Below are 15,344 nucleotides of genomic sequence, written 5' to 3' on the forward strand. Positions count from 1 at the left end.
GGCGCTTCCTCCTACTTTCGTATGTTCGGCAAAAACACTGCCAGCAATCCAAGCAGCGGAAGGTAGGAGCAGATCGTGTAGACGAACGATATGCCCTTGGCGTCGGCGACAAGGCCGAGCGCTGCGGCCGCTATGCCCGCCACGCCGAAGGCGAAGCCGAAGAACAGCCCGGCGATCATGCCGACCCGGCCCGGCACCAGCTCTTGCGCGAAGACGACAATGGCTGGAAAGGCCGAGGCAAGGATGAAGCCGATGACCACGGTCAGCACCGCCGTCACCGGAAGGTTCGCATAGGGCATCGCCAGCGTGAAGGGCAGTACGCCGAGGATCGAAAACCAGATGACGGCGCGGGCGCCGATTCTGTCGCCGATGGGGCCGCCCAGGATGGTGCCCGCCGCTACCGCGCCCAGAAACAGGAACAGAAGAAGCTGCGAGGCCTGCACCGAAACGCCGAACTCGGATATCGTGTAGAAGGTATAATAGCTGGTCAGACTGGCCATATAGACGTATTTCGTGAAGACGAGGATCGCCAGCACGGTGAGCGCGACCGCCACCTGTCTGCGCGGCAATGGCAGCGCTCGGTTGGCGGAAGGCCTGTTGGCATGCGTCGAGCGGTAGCGCGCGTACCAGTCGCCGACCCTCCAGAGGATGAACATGCCGATAAGCGCGGCGATGGAGAACCACGCAATGCTTCCCTGGCCGCGTGGCAGTACGATGAAGGCGGCGAGCAAAGGGCCTACCGCCGAACCGAAATTGCCGCCAACCTGAAACAGCGATTGCGCCAGCCCATGCCGCCCGCCGGAAGCGAGGCGCGCCACGCGCGACGATTCCGGATGGAAGATCGACGACCCCATGCCGACACATGCGGCGCCCGCCAGCAGCAGCGGATAGTGGTGCGCTATTGCCAGCAGAACAAGCCCGACGAGGGAGAAGCCCATGCCGACCGGCAGGGAATAGGGCATTGGTCGCTTGTCCGTATACATGCCGATGACCGGCTGCAGGATCGATGCCGTTATCTGGAAAGTGAAAGTCAGCAGGCCGATCTGCCAGAAATCGAGATGATAATTGTCTTTCAGTATCGGATAAATCGCAGAAAGCAGCGACTGCATCATATCGTTGAGCAGATGGCAGAAACTGATCGCCAGAATGATGCCGATGGCCGTCGTCTCAGCGGTATGAGCAACGGGCGGATTGGTCGCAGCGGTGGTATCGGTCACGATAGGGCTCCGGATGGAGACAATGAGAAGGGCAACAGGGCAATACGGCAACGGGGAAAGCAAGGGAAGGTCTGCCTTGCTCGATAGCGTCCACTGTCATGGGAAAAACACGGCGCATTACCATATTGTGATATGATCGACCAACCGCGCCGTTGGTCTATCGTCTATGCGACTTTCAAAGTCTCTATGCTGCTGACATCGATTTCACGCTCGGCATGCCATGTATCATAGGCGGCTTGCATCCTTATCCAGACGCCGGGTCCATCCCCGAAGAGCTTGCCCAATCGCACGGCAATCGCAGGCGTAACGGGTTGCTTCATCTTCAGAATGTCGTAGAGCGTTTGCCGCGAAATGCCGAGCAGACGCGCAATCTCCGCCTTGCTCTTGCCGGTGGCCGGAATCATGATCTCACCCAGCATCTCGCCGGGATGGGTCGGCTCTATGGACGGGTGGCGCAATGGTTCAGTCGCCATGGTAGTCCTCCATTTCAACATCCGTGGCGTTCTCCCCTTCCCATGAGAAAGTGATCCGCCAGTTTCGGGAAACCGAAACGGCAAAGCGTCCCGTTTGGTCTCCTTTCAAGGCATGAAAACCAAAGCCTGGGACGTTCATCTCGGCCGGATCGCGAACCGCATCGAGGCGAGACAGGATAATGCGGATCTTCTTTCGCCAATCCGGCCTAATCCCGGCATCGTCACCCTTGGTCCAGTACCGTTTCAGGGGCTTGCTTCGAAAGCTCTCGATCATTCGTTAATATGTAAGCCGTATCCTGACACTATGTCAACTATTTCCTTACATGTGCCCGTCAGTAGGTCGAAGGGTTTGCCCGGTCGCCTTGCCTATTCTTCTCTCGCCGCGTATAAAAGGAAATGCTTTTCAAACGCCGCAAACCAGCTGGTTTTAGCGAACGGCTGCGCACTTGGCTTTGGCCGCGCCGGTCGTTTTCGCGCTCGTTGCGCTATATGGGCAAGCGCGTGATGCGTATCACCGCGAGTCCGCATGCGATTGCGGCGGGTCTGGCTGTGGGCATTTTCGCGGCATTTACGCCATTCTTTGGCTTTCACATCATCATCGCCATTATTCTCGCTTATCTTTGCGCGGGCAATATCGCCGCCGCGGCGCTTGGCACGACCTTCGCCAATCCGCTGACCATCCCGGTCATCTGGGGCGCGACGTTTGAATTCGGCCGGTTCCTGCTTACCGGCAATCTGTCTTCGTCGGACATGCCTGCGCATTTGAGCGGGATGCTCCAGCATTTCAATCTTTCCGACATGTGGGGGCCGGTCTTGAAGCCAATGCTGTTCGGCGCTCTCACGCTGGGCCTGTTCTTCGCGCTGGTCGTATATGTAGCGGCGCGATGGGCGGTTACAGCCTACCGCCACAAGCGCCTCGAAAGATTGAAATCAGCGGCATGATCATAGGCATAGGCAGCGATTTGATCGATATTCGCCGCGTTGAGAAAACGCTGGAGCGCCATGGCGAGCGCTTCACCAACCGCATCTTTACACCTGTCGAGCAGGCGAAGTCGGATGCCCGCAACCAGCGCGCCGCGTCCTACGCCAAGCGTTTCGCGGCCAAGGAGGCCTGCGCCAAGGCGCTTGGCACCGGCATGGCGCAGGGCGTATTCTGGCGCGACATGGGCGTGGTCAACCTGCCCTCCGGCAAGCCGACCATGGCGTTGACGAACGGCGCGGCGGCGCGGCTCGCCCGGATCACGCCATCAGGCCATATCGCCGCCATACATTTGACGATCACCGATGATTTCCCTCTCGCGCAGGCATTTGTCATCATAGAAGCCCTGCCTGCGTCTTGATCTTTACCAATCGTCGGGGATTAGAATAGGGCTGGATTGCTTCGCGCAATCGTAGCGGCTAATAGAGCAAGTTCAGGAAAAGTGTGAAGCGGTTTTCCCGGAAAAAACAGGAACTGTTTTTCCAGAGAACTTGCGGAAAATAAAAGAACGCCCTGTTGCAATCGGAGAATTGATGAGCGTGTCCGACAAGAGCGAAGTTAAAAAATCCGGCGGCTTCGGCGAAACCTTGAGTGTCGTCGTGCAGGCACTGGTCCTCGCGCTGATCATCAGAACGCTTTTATTTCAGCCGTTCAGCATCCCCTCGGGCTCGATGCGGCCGACGCTGCTCGAAGGCGATTATCTCTTCGTTTCCAAATTCTCCTATGGCTATTCGCATTTCTCGTTGCCTTTCTCGCCGGATATCTTCTCCGGGCGCATTTGGGCAAGCGAACCGAAGCGCGGCGACATCGTCGTCTTCAAGCTGCCGAGCGACCCGAAGATTGATTACATCAAGCGCGTCGTCGGCCTGCCGGGCGATCGCATCCAGATGCGCCAGGGCGTGCTCTATATCAATGACGTGCCGGTCAAGCGCGAAAAGATCGGAGAGATCAACAATCCCGATGTCACCGAGCAGAATCGCCCGGTCGATGTCTATCGCGAGACGCTGCCCAATGGTGTCAGCTATGACACGCTTGAGCTTTCTCCCAATTCGATCGGCGACGACACGCGCGTTTTCGAAGTGCCCGCCGGCCATTATTTCATGATGGGCGACAACCGCGATAACTCGCTCGATAGCCGTTTCACTGTCGGCTACGTGCCGTTCGAGAATCTCGTTGGCCGCGCCAATGTCATCTTCTTCTCCATTGCAGGGGGCGCAAGCCCGCTCGAGCTGTGGCGCTGGCCGTCGGAACTGCGTCTCAGCCGCCTGCTCACCTCGGTCAATTCCGAGCCGCCACTCAAGAAGCTGGAAGCCGAGTAGGCATGGCGGGCAAGATCGATATCGCGAGCTTCCTTGAGGAACGGACCGGACACACATTCAGCGACACCGCGCGCCTTGAGCGGGCATTGACCCATTCATCGGCGCGGAGCCAGGCCGGCGCCAATTATGAGCGGCTGGAGTTTCTGGGCGACCGGGTGCTGGGGCTGGTGGTGGCGGAAATGCTGTTCGCCGCCTTTCCCAATGCCGCCGAGGGTGAATTGTCCGTGCGGCTCAACGCGCTCGTCAATGCCGAAACCTGCGCCGCGATTGCCGACGAAATGGGTCTCCATGCGCTGATCCGCACCGGCGCCGACATCAAGATGCTGATGACTGAAAAGCGGCTGATGAACGTGCGCGCCGATGTCATCGAAGCCTTGATCGCAGCCATGTATCTGGAAGGCGGTCTGGAAACGGTGCGTCCTTTCATCCAGCGCTATTGGGGCCCGCGCTCCGAGGAAATTGAGGCAGGCCGACGCGATGCCAAGACCGAATTGCAGGAATGGGCGCACAGGCAGCGCGGAGCGCAGCCGCGCTACCAGATCGTTAGCCGCACGGGATCGGACCATGATCCGCAGTTCACGGTGGAGGTGACCGTAGCGGGCTTCGCGCCGGCCACAGGCATGGGCCGCTCCAAGCGCATCGCGGAACAGAACGCAGCCATTGAAATTTTATATCGTGAGGGCGTTTGGATGCGTCCGGAAGCATGATCCAGACTTTTCAGATAAGATCATGCGGAAAACAAAGACAGAAGAAAAATAATGACAGATAAATCCATATCCGCCGGGGAGGGAGAAGCCGCTGAGCCGACTCGCTCCGGCTTCGTCGCGCTCATCGGCGCGCCGAATGCGGGCAAGTCCACGCTCGTCAACCAGCTCGTCGGCACCAAGGTTTCCATCGTCACGCACAAGGTGCAGACGACGCGCGCGCTGGTGCGTGGCATCCTCATCCATGACCGTACCCAGATCGTGCTTGTCGATACGCCCGGCATCTTCCGCCCGAAACGGCGGCTCGACCGCGCCATGGTGACGACCGCCTGGGGCGGCGCGCGCGATGCCGACCTGGTGCTGGTCATCATCGATGCGCAGGGCCGGCTCAACGAGGATGCCGAGGCGATCCTCGACAGCCTCAAGGATGTGCGGCAGCCGAAGATACTTGTTCTCAACAAGGTGGACAGGGTCGATCCGCCCTCGCTTCTGGCGCTCGCGGCGAAAGCCAATGAGAAGGTCGCCTTCGACCGCACCTTCATGATTTCGGCGCTCACCGGCTCCGGCTGCAAGGATCTGCGCGATTATCTCGCAAACGCGCTGCCTTTCGGCCCGTGGTACTACCCGGAAGACCAGATTTCCGACATGCCGATGCGCCAGCTCGCAGCGGAAGTGACGCGCGAGAAGCTTTACCTGCGCCTGCACGAGGAACTGCCCTATGCCTCGACGGTGGAGACGGAGCGCTGGGAGGAAAAGAAGGACGGCTCGGTCCGCATCGAGCAGGTGATCTATGTTGAGCGCGAAAGCCAGAAGAAGATCGTGCTGGGCCACAAGGGCGAGACGATCAAGGTCATCGGCCAGTCGGCCCGCAAGGAAATCGCCGAAATGCTGGAACAGCCGGTGCATCTTTTCCTTTTCGTCAAAGTGCGCGACAATTGGGGCAATGATCCCGAGCGGTATAGGGAAATGGGGCTGGAATTTCCGGGACAGTGAGCAGTGAGACTGTGAGCAGTAAGCAGTAAGCAGTAGAATAACGCCTTACTATTCATTACCTACCGCTCACCGCTCACCGCTCACCGCTCACCGCTCACCGCTCACCGCTCACTGGAATCCTATGGAATGGCGCGATGAAGGCATAATCCTCGGTATGAGGCGGCATGGCGAGACGAGCGCCATCGTCGAATTGATGACCCGCGCCCATGGACGGCATCTGGGCGTCGTGCGGGGAGGGCGCTCGCGCAAGCAGCAGCCGCTGCTTCAGCCGGGAAACCGTGTTGACGCGTTATGGTACGCTCGCCTCGATGAGCATCTGGGCACCTTCCAGGTCGAGCCCCTGAGCTTCGCCGCCGCCCGCCTCATCGAGATGCCGGTAGCGCTCCATGGCATCCAGCTTGCCGCCGCGCATTTACGTCTGTTGCCCGAACGCGACCCTCATCCGGGCCTGTTCGAGACGCTTGGGCTGATGATCGAGCATTTCGACGATCCGCTGGCGGCGGGCGAATTGATGCTGCGCTTCGAGGTGATGATGCTGGAGGAACTGGGCTTCGGCCTCGACCTTACCGCCTGTGCCGCGACGGGCAGCCGCCAGCATCTCGCCTATGTCTCGCCGAAATCGGGCAGGGCGGTCTCGCGTGACGCGGGGGCGCCATGGGCCGACAAACTTCTGCCGATGCCGGATTTCGTATCGAACACCCACATCCGTGCGGTCTCACTCGCCGAAGTCGATGCCGCCTTTCGCATGACCGGCTATTTCCTGATGCGCCATGTCTGGGAACCGCGCGCACTCACGCCGCCGGAAGCGCGGGCGGGGTTCATGGCGGCGTTGGGGAAGGTGGTAAAAACGCCTTTTCCTGATTGATTCTTCTCCCACGTCATGCAGATATTTTGGTGTTGGGGAGGGGAAGATATGACACTAATTCGCAACGAACGCACGAAACTGACGGCAACCTATTTTAACGGCATTGCTATCGCAGTTTTTGCTATTGGCGCATTTGCTCCGATAATTACCGGAATTGGTACAAATGAAGGACCAGCTGGCTCAACTTTCACGGTGAGCATTATTTGCGTTTTTGTCTCTAGCGTTGTACATTTAGGTGCGCGCTTTTTCTTGAAAGGGTTGGACCAATGAGCTTCACACAGTTCATGGCTTTCATGGTTGGTCCTATCGGCGCATTGCTGATAATGGCAGTGATGCTTTTCATCACCCGCAAAGACCGGGCCAAAAATAATAGTAAACCGCGGCAATCGAATTAAGCCGCAGCAGCGAGTATGGCATGAGCTAAGGAGGCTCTCGTCATGACTCTCTTTGAACTATATGCCTTTTTTGGAGCGCCCCTGCTTGTTCTGGCGATGGGCTTTGGCGTTTCCTACTTCACCAGGCCCAAGGATCGGCTGCACCCCGGGGAATAAGGCTAAAGCAATGACCTATGAAGACTTCGTCATCTGGTTGACGGTACCGGCAGCCACATTGCTTATCGTCGCTTTCCTGCTCTTCATCACCCGAAAAGATCGGGAACACAACGACAAGCCGCGTCACTCCCGTTGATCGCCCTCACTCCGCCGCCCGCAGCGCCGGCCTTTCCACCGCCCGCTCGCGGATCGGCCAGTGCACCAGCGCCGCGAAAAGGCCGAGCACGACGCCGAACCACCAGACCGGGTCGTAGGAGCCGAGACGGTCATAGAGATAGCCGCCGAGCCAGACGCCGAGGAATGAGCCGATCTGGTGCGAGAAGAATACGAGGCCGCCCAGCAGGCCGAGATGGCGTGTGCCGAACATGATGGCGACGAGCGCATTCGTCGGCGGCACGGTGGAGAGCCAGAGCAGACCCATCAGCCCTGAGAAAATCAGCACCGATACGCCCGATTGCGGCAGCAGCAGGAAGGCCGCGACGAGCACGGAGCGCGCGACATAGAGCAGCGCCAGGAAGATCGGCTTGGATGTGCGCTGGCTGATGATGCCGGAGGCGAGCGAGCCGATGATGTTGAAGAAGCCGATCAGTGCCAGCCCCCACACCGCATATTGCGGCTCGATGCCGATATCCGCGATATAGGCCGGAAAATGCGCGGTGATGAACGCCACCTGGAAGCCGCAGACGAAAAAGCCTGAGGTAAGCAGCAGATAGCTCTTATGCCCCAGCGCCTCGCGCAGTGCCGCGCCGATCGACTGCTTGTACGTATCCTGCGCGACGCGCCCGCTCGCCCCGTTGCCGCGAAGCGGGATCGCCAGAATCGGGATCACCAGCATGGCGAGGCCCATATAGACCAGCGCGTCCGACCAGCCGAAACGCTCGATGAGGCCGAGGCTGATGGGCGCGAAGACGAACATGCCCGCCGAACCCGCCGCCGTGCCCAAGCCAAAGACGAAGGTGCGGTTTTCCGCCGTCACATTGCGCGCGAAGGCCGACAGCACGATGCCGAACGAGCCGGCGGCGACGCCCAGCCCGACCAGAATGCCGCCGCTGACATAGAGCATGGTGGGCGAATCCGCATGCGCCATCATCAGAAGGCCGCTCGCATAGAGGATCGCGGAGAGAAGCAGCACGCGCCAGGTCCCGTATTTATCGGCAATCGCGCCGAAAAACGGCTGCCCCGCGCCCCAGAACAAATTCTGCAACGCCATGGCAAGACCGAACGTCGTGCGGTCCCAGCCCTTTTCCGTCAGCATCGGCAATTGAAATATCCCCATGGCTGACCGCGGCCCGAAGGTGAGAAGCGCGATCAGGCAGCCCGAGGCGATGATGAGCCAGGGCAGGTGATTTTGCTTCGTGGCGAGGGCAGTCGAGGCGGTCATGGCGGGAAATCCTGAAGTATCGGAACGCTCAATTTAATCAATCGAACGCATGCTACAAACGAATTGGTTTGAACGATCCTTCACGGAAATTGATCTGGCTCCTTCCCTCCCCCTTGCGGGGAGGGTGGCCCGAAGGGTCGGGTGGGGGTGGTGACGTTTGCGCTTTTGCCGGAGACCTCGGCTCAAACGTCGCCACCCCCATCCGCCCGCTAACGCGGGCACCTTCCCCGCAAGGGGGAAGGAGGGTGCGAAACTTTTATGACACGCCCGCTTGTCGTCCGCGCCATATGGTCTTATGTCTTACGCCAACGGCAAGGCCGTTTTTCTTTTGGACTCATTTATGCTCAAAGTGAGTATAAATAGAGGGAGGATGCGACATGGCGGCGAGTGGGATGGCAATCAGCGTAGTGGAGAAAACGGCGGCAGAGCGGTTCGGCATTATGGATATGCCCTCGCTCGAATTCACGCCTGATGTGGCGCGCGAGACCGAGCATCTCTACGAGCGCGTAGCGCATCATATCCCCCGCATCGAATGGCCTGTCCATGCGCCCTATGTCGCCGCGATCAATCGCCTGAAGAAAGAGCGTAACGCCATCATCCTGGCGCACAATTACCAGACGCCGGAAATCTTCCATTGCGTCGCCGATATCGTCGGCGACTCGCTGCAGCTCGCCCGCGAGGCGACACGCGTCGATGCCGAAATCATCGTCCAGGGCGGCGTGCATTTCATGGCCGAGACGTCGAAGCTGCTCAACCCGGAAAAGACGGTGCTGATGCCCGACATGGCCGCCGGCTGCTCGCTCGCCGAGTCGATCACAGGCGCCGATGTGCGCCTGCTGCGCGAAACCTATCCGGGCGTACCCATCGTTACCTATGTCAACACGTCCGCCGAGGTGAAGGCGGAAAGCGACATCTGCTGCACCTCCGCCAATGCGCTTCAGGTGGTGGAAAGCTTCGGCGTCGATAGGGTCCTGTGCATTCCCGATGAATTCCTGGCGCAAAACGTCGCCGCGCAGACCAAGGTGAAGGTGCTGACCTGGAAGGGCCGCTGCGAAGTGCATGAGCGCTTCACGCCGGAGGAATTGCTCGCCTATAAGCTTACCGATCCGTCGATCCAGATCATCGCCCATCCCGAATGCCCGCCGGACGTCGTCGCCATCGCGGATTTCGCCGGCTCGACCAGCGGCATGATCGATTACGTCAAGACGAACCGCCCGGCCAAGGTGCTGCTCGTCACCGAATGCTCGATGGCCTCCAACATCGAGGCTGATGTGCCCGACGTGGAGTTCCTCAAGCCCTGCAACCTCTGCCCGCACATGAAGCGCATCACCTTGCCGAAGATTTTGGAAAGCCTCGTCTTCATGCGCGAGGAAATCCATGTCGATCCGGCGGTGGCCGAACGGGCGCGCAGGGCGGTGGAGCGGATGGTGAATTTGAAGAATTGACTGGCGTAGTCGAAATGTTGGCTGTTGCTCACCCCCCTCTGTCCTGCCGGACATCTCCCCGAGCCTCTCTCGTCGTCATCCTCGGGCTTGACCCGAGGATCCACGGCAAGGGGGCTCTGAGAGTCCCTTCAGCAGCAACGCAGTCCAGTCTCGATGATTGTATTCCCGGTGTTGCCTGCAATCCAATAGAGAATGACATGACCGCTTCCGCCTCTCTGCCATGGATCCTCGGGTCAAGCCCGAGGATGACGCTGGTAGGATATGGGGAGATGCCCGGCAGGGCAGAGGGGGGTATTCGTCTAGCGCGAGATGGCCATGCAGAGGGGGATGTTTGCCATGCCCCCCGCTGACACCCTCATCATCGGCGGCGGCCTCGCAGGCTTGTTCTGCGCCCTCAAGCTCGCCCCCCGTCCGGTCACCGTTCTTGCCGCGGCCCCCATCGGCCATGGCGCGTCGTCGGCTTGGGCGCAGGCGGGCATTGCAGCCGCCGTATCCCAAGGCGATACGATCGAGCAGCATCTCGCCGATACGCTCGCGGCGGGCGATGGCATCGTGGACGAGGAAATCGCGAGGGGAATGGTGAGCGAGGCCGCCGCCCGCGTCCATGACCTTCTCGGCTACGGTGTACCTTTTGATCGCGATCTCGGCGGCAGGCTGCAGGTTTCGCGTGAAGCCGCCCATTCGCAAAGCCGCGTGGTGCGGGTGCGCGGCGACATGGCCGGCCGCGCCATCATGCAGGCGCTGGTGGAGGCGGTGCGCCGCACGCCGTCGATCCGTGTTCTGGAAGGCTTCATCGCCGAAACCCTCATTATGAACGATGGCCATGTTGCGGGCGTTATCGCAAACGGCCGCCATCTCCCTGCCCGCGCCGTGGTGCTCGCCACCGGCGGCATCGGCCATCTGTACCAGGTGACGACCAACCCGCCGGAAGCGAGCGGCGGCGGCATCGGCATGGCCGCGCGAGCAGGCGCCACGCTGGCCGATATGGAGTTCGTGCAGTTCCACCCGACTGCGCTCGGTGTGGGAAAAGATCCCGCGCCGCTCGCAACGGAAGCGCTGCGTGGCCATGGCGCCACGCTGGTCAACAACAAGGGCGAGCGCTTCATGTTTGCTCACCATCCCGATGGAGAAATGGCTCCCCGTGATGTGGTGGCGCGCGGCATCTTCGCTGAAATCATGGCCGGTCGCGGCGCATGGCTCGATTGCACCAAGGCGGTAGGCGAACACTTTTCCGAGGAGTTCCCCACCGTGTACGGCTATTGCCGCGAAGCCGGCATCGATCCGGTCACGCAGCCGATCCCGGTCGTCCCGGCGGCGCATTATTTCATGGGCGGCGTGTTGACCGATGCGCAAGGCCGCACCTCGCTCGAAGGCCTCTGGGCCTGCGGCGAGGTCGCTTCCACAGGTGTACATGGCGCCAATCGCCTTGCGTCTAATTCGCTGCTGGAGGCGGTGGTTTTTGCGGCGCGGGTGGCGGGGAATGTTGAGATGAATCTTTCGGATCAGAAAACGCTGAGGGAAGAGCACCCCCCTCTGTCCTGCCGGACATCTCCCCCTCAAGGGGGGAGATTGCATCGTCATCGACGGTCGGTATCAACCGCAGATGTTGAAGGTGAACGCCAGGGAGCCTATCAGCCAATCTCCCCCCTTGAGGGGGAGATGCCCGGCAGGGCAGAGGGGGGTATCCATTTTAACCAAGCGGTCGATTGCGCCCCCCACGCCCTCCTGCGCAAAACCATGAGCGCACATTTCGGCGTCATTCGCCATCGCATTGGCATGGAGGAGGGGCTACGCATCATCCTCGGCCTTGAACGCACCAACCGCAACGCCGCCTTCGCCAATACGCTCACCACCGCAAAGCTCGTCGCCGTCAGCGCTCTCAAGCGTGAGGAAAGCCGGGGTGCGCATTATCGAACCGATTTCCCGCAAGCGAGGCCGGAATGCCAGCGGCGATCTCTCATCACCCTGGCGGAAGCCGAAAAGTTCGCACAAAGCCATATGGAATTCGCCTGATGACATCAGCCAAAGCCAATCCACCTGTTCTACCGCGCCTGATGGTTGAGGAGGCGGTGCGCGCCGCGCTTCTTGAGGATCTGGGCCGCGCCGGCGATATCACCACCTATGCCACCATTCCCGAAAGCGCGGAAGCGAAGGCAGTCCTTAATTCTCGCGAGGCGGGCGTCATTGCAGGGCTCGCCCTTGCCGAAGCCGCTTTCACGCTGATCGACCCGGCGGTGAAATTCGAGAGCCTCGTTCGCGATGGCGAGCGGGTGACATCAGGCCAACCCATCGCCCGCATTTCGGGCAGCGCCCGCGCCATCCTTTCCGCCGAGCGGGTGGCGCTGAATTTCCTGATGGTTTTGAGCGGCATCGCCACCTATACGGCGAAATTCGCCGATCTCATCGCTGATACCAACGCCAAAGTCTGTGACACGCGCAAGACCGTGCCTGGAATGCGCGCCCTCGCCAAATATGCCGTGCGCTGCGGCGGCGGGACCAACCACCGCTTCGGCCTCGACGATGCGATCCTCATCAAGGACAACCACATCGCGGTGGCGGGCGGCGTGGCAAAGGCTATTCAAACCGCGCGGGCTTATGCGGGACATCTGGTGAAAATCGAGGTCGAGGTGGATACCATCGCCCAGCTTGAGGAAGCGCTTAGCGTCTGCGCGGATGTGATCCTGCTTGACAACATGCCGGTTCCGGTTCTTGAAAAAGCCGTGAAAATAGGCAGAGGTCGAGCAACGCTCGAAGCCTCCGGCAATATTTCCTTCGAAACGATCCGGGCTGTCGCGGAAACCGGGGTCGATTATATTTCGACCTCGAAGATCACCATGGCCGCGCGGACGCTGGATGTCGGGCTGGATATAGGGATTGGGACATCTCATGTTTAAGCGAAATCGCTTGTCATCTCACCCCCCTCTGGCTTGCCAGCCATCTCCCCCTCAAGGGGGGAGATTGCGCCTTCATCGACGCTGGCATCAATCGCCAGAATTGCAGAATGAGTGGGAAGAGCGATATCAGCCAATCTCCCCCCTTGAGGGGGAGATGCCCGGCAGGGCAGAGGGGGGTGCTCGCCGATGAAAGTCATCTCCACCATTGCGGATTTGCGCGCGGCGCTTAAACTGGAACGCCGTTCCGGCAAGACCATCGGCTTGGTGCCGACCATGGGCTATCTTCACGTCGGCCATATGACGCTCGTCCGCCAATCGCGCAAATCCTGCGACGTCACGGTGGCGTCGATCTTCGTCAACCCGACGCAGTTCGGCCCGAACGAGGACCTGGCCACCTATCCCCGCAATCTCGAACGCGATCTGAAACTGCTCGAAGCCGAAGGCGTCGATTATGTTTTCACGCCCGATGCGGCGGAAATCTATCGCCCCGGCGCAGAGACCATTGTCGAGACCACGCATCTCTCGCGTATTCTCATGGGCCGCATCCGCCCCGGCCATTTTCGCGGCGTGACCACGGTTGTTTCCAAGCTTTTCAACATCGTCCAGCCAACCCAAGCTTTCTTCGGCGAAAAGGACTATCAGCAACTCGCCATCATCCGCCGCATGGTGGCGGATCTGGATATTCCGGTGGAAATCGTAGGCGTGCCGATCATGCGGGAGGCGGACGGGCTTGCCTGTTCTTCGCGCAACGCCATGCTGACGCCGGAGGACCGCAACGCCGCGGTGGTGCTGTCGAAATCGCTTGCCGCCGCGCAAGCGCTTGCCGCGCAGGGCGAACGCTCCATAACCGCGATCCGCAAAGCCATCCTTACGGTACTCAAAGCCGAACCGCGCGGTACGGTCGAGGCGGTTGATATCCGCGATGCGGAGGATTTGTCCAAGGTTTCGGGAAAGTTTACCAAACCCGTCGTCGTGCTTTTGACCGTCCGCTTCGGTAAGGTACGATTGATTGATCAAAGGGTGATAGGGTGAATGGTGAATAGTAAATGGTGAATAGTTGCCTTTCCCATTCACCATTCACCATTTTACCATTCACTAAAGGTGCCCCATGAGCCGAGAAATCGTCACCCGCCGCATCACCGCCCCGGAAATCCGCGCGATGAAGGGCGGCAGGCCGATCGTGTCGCTCACCGCCTATCACGCCCACACGGCGGCGATTGTCGACCGCTACGCCGATTTCATGCTGGTGGGCGATAGCCTCGGCATGGTCATGCACGGTATGGATTCGACCATCGGCGTCACGCTTGAGATGATGATCGTGCATGGCCGCGCCGTCGTGCGCGGTTCGCAACGTGCTCTGATCGTGGTCGATATGCCGTTCGGCACCTATGAGGAAAGCCCGTCGGAAGCCTTTCGCAATGCTGCCCGCATCATGAAGGAGACGGCCTGCGGCGCGGTGAAGCTCGAGGGCGGCGCGCGCATGGCCGAGACCATCCATTTCCTCACCGAGCGCGGCATTCCCGTCATGGCCCATATCGGGCTGACGCCGCAGGCGGTCAACACCATGGGCGGCTTCAAGACGCAAGGCCGCGACCCCGCGCATTGGCCGGCGATCAAGGCGGATGCGCAGGCCGTGGCGGAGGCGGGCGCTTTTGCGGTGGTGGTGGAAGGCATCGTCGAGCCGCTTGCCGCCGAAATCACCCGCGAGGTGGCCATCCCCACCATCGGCATCGGCGCCTCGAAGGAGTGCGACGGGCAGATATTGGTGCTGGAGGATATGCTGGGCCTCAATCCGCGCCCGCCAAAATTCGTCAAGCAATATGGCGCGGTGGGCGCGGCGATCGAGGAAGCGGTGAAGGCTTATGCGGAGGATGTGAAGGCGCGGGCGTTTCCGGGCGAGGAGCAGGTTTATAAGATGAAGAAGTAGCGGATCGGCCCGCCTCCCTTCCCCCTTGCGGGGAAGGTGCCCGCGGAGCGGGCGGATGGGGGTGGTGACGGTCGCACTTCCTATGCGAATGTGGCGCAAACGTCACCACCCCCACCCGACCCTACGGGCCACCCTCCCCGCAAGGGGGAGGGAGGGCGCCTCGCATTCCGCGATCTACTTCACGTTCGAGATCAAGGCCCTCAACGTGCAAACTCTCCATGAATCGGACGAACGGCAGGCCCGGTGTTTCCGGCGGGACGCGCTCGATTTGGCCAGGAGATTTAAGCGGCGCGCTATCGGCGCTTTGATCGTTTGGACTTGTCGGCTTTTTGCTCAAGATAAGTCCCCTGCGCTGCCGTAGCATCGGACAGGACACGACCGACATCGGCCCAAGCCTTCGCAACGCTACCGTTGAATTGAGACGGGCGGCGTATTTCTATCGGCGAGAAAAACAAGAAGGGAGCGGAAAACCCGCGCATGAACCCTTTTTTGAAGGCATCTGCTTTCATCGGTTACACCGCTCTCGATTGCTCATGGCCACAACATAGCCCCCTAACGCAACAGTATCAATCAAGCGCGGCGAAAGTCTAGGCTAT

19 protein-coding genes are annotated in these 15,344 nt (G+C 60.3%); 13 read left to right on the plus strand and 6 right to left on the minus strand.

Annotation, left to right across the window (positions count from 1 at the left end; all coding sequences use genetic code 11):
* Positions 1–11 precede the first annotated feature (11 nt).
* The 3 genes from C7477_RS07885 to C7477_RS07895 all read right to left on the minus strand — a co-directional run bounded on the left by C7477_RS07885 (position 12) and on the right by C7477_RS07895 (position 1,964).
* Entirely contained in the window at positions 12–1,217 is a 1,206-nt protein-coding gene (locus C7477_RS07885; protein WP_110750831.1) for an MFS transporter, read from the minus strand.
* 164 nt (positions 1,218–1,381) lie between these two features.
* Positions 1,382–1,690 carry a HigA family addiction module antitoxin gene (locus tag C7477_RS07890; protein WP_110750833.1) on the minus strand — a complete coding sequence of 103 codons (309 nt, stop codon included), beginning with the start codon at positions 1,688–1,690 and terminating at the stop codon, positions 1,382–1,384.
* On the minus strand, positions 1,680–1,964 hold the full coding sequence (locus C7477_RS07895; protein WP_110750836.1) for a type II toxin-antitoxin system RelE/ParE family toxin: 285 nt from the start codon (positions 1,962–1,964) through the stop codon (positions 1,680–1,682). Before C7477_RS07895 ends, C7477_RS07890 begins: the two co-directional genes overlap by 11 nt.
* A gap of 122 nt (positions 1,965–2,086) precedes the next feature.
* Here C7477_RS07895 and bspA point away from each other — a divergent pair, with 122 nt between their 5' ends.
* The 8 genes from bspA (at position 2,087) to C7477_RS19365 (ending at position 7,237) form a co-directional block, all read left to right on the plus strand.
* A complete protein-coding gene (bspA, locus tag C7477_RS07900; protein ID WP_110750838.1) occupies positions 2,087–2,632 on the plus strand; it encodes a type IV secretion system effector BspA in 546 nt (181 codons plus the stop codon).
* Complete coding sequence (gene acpS / locus C7477_RS07905; protein ID WP_110750840.1) at positions 2,629–3,030, plus strand: holo-ACP synthase; 402 nt, start codon at positions 2,629–2,631, stop codon at positions 3,028–3,030. Before bspA ends, acpS begins: the two co-directional genes overlap by 4 nt.
* A 172-nt stretch (positions 3,031–3,202) precedes the next feature.
* Entirely contained in the window at positions 3,203–3,988 is a 786-nt protein-coding gene (gene lepB, locus C7477_RS07910) for a signal peptidase I (protein ID WP_110750842.1), read from the plus strand.
* A gap of 2 nt (positions 3,989–3,990) precedes the next feature.
* Positions 3,991–4,695 carry a ribonuclease III gene (gene rnc / locus C7477_RS07915; protein WP_110750845.1) on the plus strand — a complete coding sequence of 235 codons (705 nt, stop codon included), beginning with the start codon at positions 3,991–3,993 and terminating at the stop codon, positions 4,693–4,695.
* 51 nt (positions 4,696–4,746) lie between these two features.
* Positions 4,747–5,685: a GTPase Era gene (gene era, locus C7477_RS07920; protein ID WP_110750847.1), complete on the plus strand. Its 939-nt coding sequence runs from the start codon at positions 4,747–4,749 to the stop codon at positions 5,683–5,685.
* Between the two features lie 121 nt (positions 5,686–5,806).
* Positions 5,807–6,550 (plus strand): DNA repair protein RecO, encoded by a 744-nt coding sequence (recO, locus tag C7477_RS07925; RefSeq protein ID WP_110750849.1) that lies wholly within the window; start codon positions 5,807–5,809, stop codon positions 6,548–6,550.
* A gap of 48 nt (positions 6,551–6,598) precedes the next feature.
* A complete protein-coding gene (locus tag C7477_RS07930) occupies positions 6,599–6,820 on the plus strand; it encodes an amino acid transporter (protein ID WP_110750851.1) in 222 nt (73 codons plus the stop codon).
* Positions 6,821–7,111: 291 nt separating this feature from the next.
* Positions 7,112–7,237 (plus strand): hypothetical protein, encoded by a 126-nt coding sequence (locus tag C7477_RS19365; protein ID WP_281032528.1) that lies wholly within the window; start codon positions 7,112–7,114, stop codon positions 7,235–7,237.
* Between the two features lie 6 nt (positions 7,238–7,243).
* On the opposite strand, the gene C7477_RS07935 is transcribed toward C7477_RS19365, so the two are convergent.
* Positions 7,244–8,482, minus strand: a complete 1,239-nt coding sequence (locus C7477_RS07935; protein WP_110750853.1) for an MFS transporter — start codon at positions 8,480–8,482, stop codon at positions 7,244–7,246.
* Positions 8,483–8,874: 392 nt separating this feature from the next.
* On the opposite strand from C7477_RS07935, the gene nadA reads away from it, so the two are divergent.
* The 3 genes from nadA (at position 8,875) to nadC (ending at position 12,821) form a co-directional block, all read left to right on the plus strand.
* Positions 8,875–9,927, plus strand: a complete 1,053-nt coding sequence (nadA, locus tag C7477_RS07940) for a quinolinate synthase NadA (protein ID WP_245411765.1) — start codon at positions 8,875–8,877, stop codon at positions 9,925–9,927.
* A 336-nt stretch (positions 9,928–10,263) separates the two neighbouring features.
* On the plus strand, positions 10,264–11,940 hold the full coding sequence (locus tag C7477_RS07945) for an L-aspartate oxidase (RefSeq protein ID WP_245411766.1): 1,677 nt from the start codon (positions 10,264–10,266) through the stop codon (positions 11,938–11,940).
* A complete protein-coding gene (nadC, locus tag C7477_RS07950; protein WP_110750859.1) occupies positions 11,940–12,821 on the plus strand; it encodes a carboxylating nicotinate-nucleotide diphosphorylase in 882 nt (293 codons plus the stop codon). Before C7477_RS07945 ends, nadC begins: the two co-directional genes overlap by 1 nt.
* On the opposite strand, the gene C7477_RS18965 is transcribed toward nadC, so the two are convergent.
* Positions 12,818–12,955: a hypothetical protein gene (locus tag C7477_RS18965; protein ID WP_181418377.1), complete on the minus strand. Its 138-nt coding sequence runs from the start codon at positions 12,953–12,955 to the stop codon at positions 12,818–12,820. The genes nadC and C7477_RS18965 overlap by 4 nt on opposite strands.
* Before the next feature lie 52 nt (positions 12,956–13,007).
* On the opposite strand from C7477_RS18965, the gene panC reads away from it, so the two are divergent.
* The gene (panC, locus tag C7477_RS07960; RefSeq protein ID WP_110750861.1) at positions 13,008–13,853 is read left to right on the plus strand and encodes a pantoate--beta-alanine ligase; all 846 of its coding nucleotides are present in this window, start codon (positions 13,008–13,010) and stop codon (positions 13,851–13,853) included.
* A gap of 76 nt (positions 13,854–13,929) precedes the next feature.
* Positions 13,930–14,748, plus strand: a complete 819-nt coding sequence (panB, locus tag C7477_RS07965; RefSeq protein ID WP_110750863.1) for a 3-methyl-2-oxobutanoate hydroxymethyltransferase — start codon at positions 13,930–13,932, stop codon at positions 14,746–14,748.
* 293 nt (positions 14,749–15,041) lie between these two features.
* On the opposite strand, the gene C7477_RS18730 is transcribed toward panB, so the two are convergent.
* Positions 15,042–15,257: a hypothetical protein gene (locus C7477_RS18730; RefSeq protein WP_146226077.1), complete on the minus strand. Its 216-nt coding sequence runs from the start codon at positions 15,255–15,257 to the stop codon at positions 15,042–15,044.
* Positions 15,258–15,344 lie beyond the last annotated feature (87 nt).

The organism is Paramesorhizobium leguminum (assembly GCF_003217235.1).
GTDB classification, from domain to species: Bacteria; Pseudomonadota; Alphaproteobacteria; order Rhizobiales; family Rhizobiaceae; genus Paramesorhizobium; species Paramesorhizobium leguminum.

Excerpts from the sequence above, each read along its gene's own strand:
- C7477_RS07935 (WP_110750853.1), bottom strand. The coding sequence starts at position 8,482 with ATGACCGCCTCGACTGCCCTCGCCACGAAGCAAAATCACCTGCCCTGG.
- era (WP_110750847.1), top strand. The coding sequence starts at position 4,747 with ATGACAGATAAATCCATATCCGCCGGGGAGGGAGAAGCCGCTGAGCCG.
- C7477_RS07945 (WP_245411766.1), top strand. The coding sequence starts at position 10,264 with ATGCCCCCCGCTGACACCCTCATCATCGGCGGCGGCCTCGCAGGCTTG.
- lepB (WP_110750842.1), top strand. The coding sequence starts at position 3,203 with ATGAGCGTGTCCGACAAGAGCGAAGTTAAAAAATCCGGCGGCTTCGGC.
- C7477_RS07890 (WP_110750833.1), bottom strand. The coding sequence starts at position 1,690 with ATGGCGACTGAACCATTGCGCCACCCGTCCATAGAGCCGACCCATCCC.
- recO (WP_110750849.1), top strand. The coding sequence starts at position 5,807 with ATGGAATGGCGCGATGAAGGCATAATCCTCGGTATGAGGCGGCATGGC.
- panB (WP_110750863.1), top strand. The coding sequence starts at position 13,930 with ATGAGCCGAGAAATCGTCACCCGCCGCATCACCGCCCCGGAAATCCGC.
- panC (WP_110750861.1), top strand. The coding sequence starts at position 13,008 with ATGAAAGTCATCTCCACCATTGCGGATTTGCGCGCGGCGCTTAAACTG.
- C7477_RS18730 (WP_146226077.1), bottom strand. The coding sequence starts at position 15,257 with ATGAAAGCAGATGCCTTCAAAAAAGGGTTCATGCGCGGGTTTTCCGCT.
- nadC (WP_110750859.1), top strand. The coding sequence starts at position 11,940 with ATGACATCAGCCAAAGCCAATCCACCTGTTCTACCGCGCCTGATGGTT.
- C7477_RS07895 (WP_110750836.1), bottom strand. The coding sequence starts at position 1,964 with ATGATCGAGAGCTTTCGAAGCAAGCCCCTGAAACGGTACTGGACCAAG.
- C7477_RS07930 (WP_110750851.1), top strand. The coding sequence starts at position 6,599 with ATGACACTAATTCGCAACGAACGCACGAAACTGACGGCAACCTATTTT.
- C7477_RS19365 (WP_281032528.1), top strand. The coding sequence starts at position 7,112 with ATGACCTATGAAGACTTCGTCATCTGGTTGACGGTACCGGCAGCCACA.
- nadA (WP_245411765.1), top strand. The coding sequence starts at position 8,875 with ATGGCAATCAGCGTAGTGGAGAAAACGGCGGCAGAGCGGTTCGGCATT.
- acpS (WP_110750840.1), top strand. The coding sequence starts at position 2,629 with ATGATCATAGGCATAGGCAGCGATTTGATCGATATTCGCCGCGTTGAG.
- bspA (WP_110750838.1), top strand. The coding sequence starts at position 2,087 with ATGCTTTTCAAACGCCGCAAACCAGCTGGTTTTAGCGAACGGCTGCGC.
- rnc (WP_110750845.1), top strand. The coding sequence starts at position 3,991 with ATGGCGGGCAAGATCGATATCGCGAGCTTCCTTGAGGAACGGACCGGA.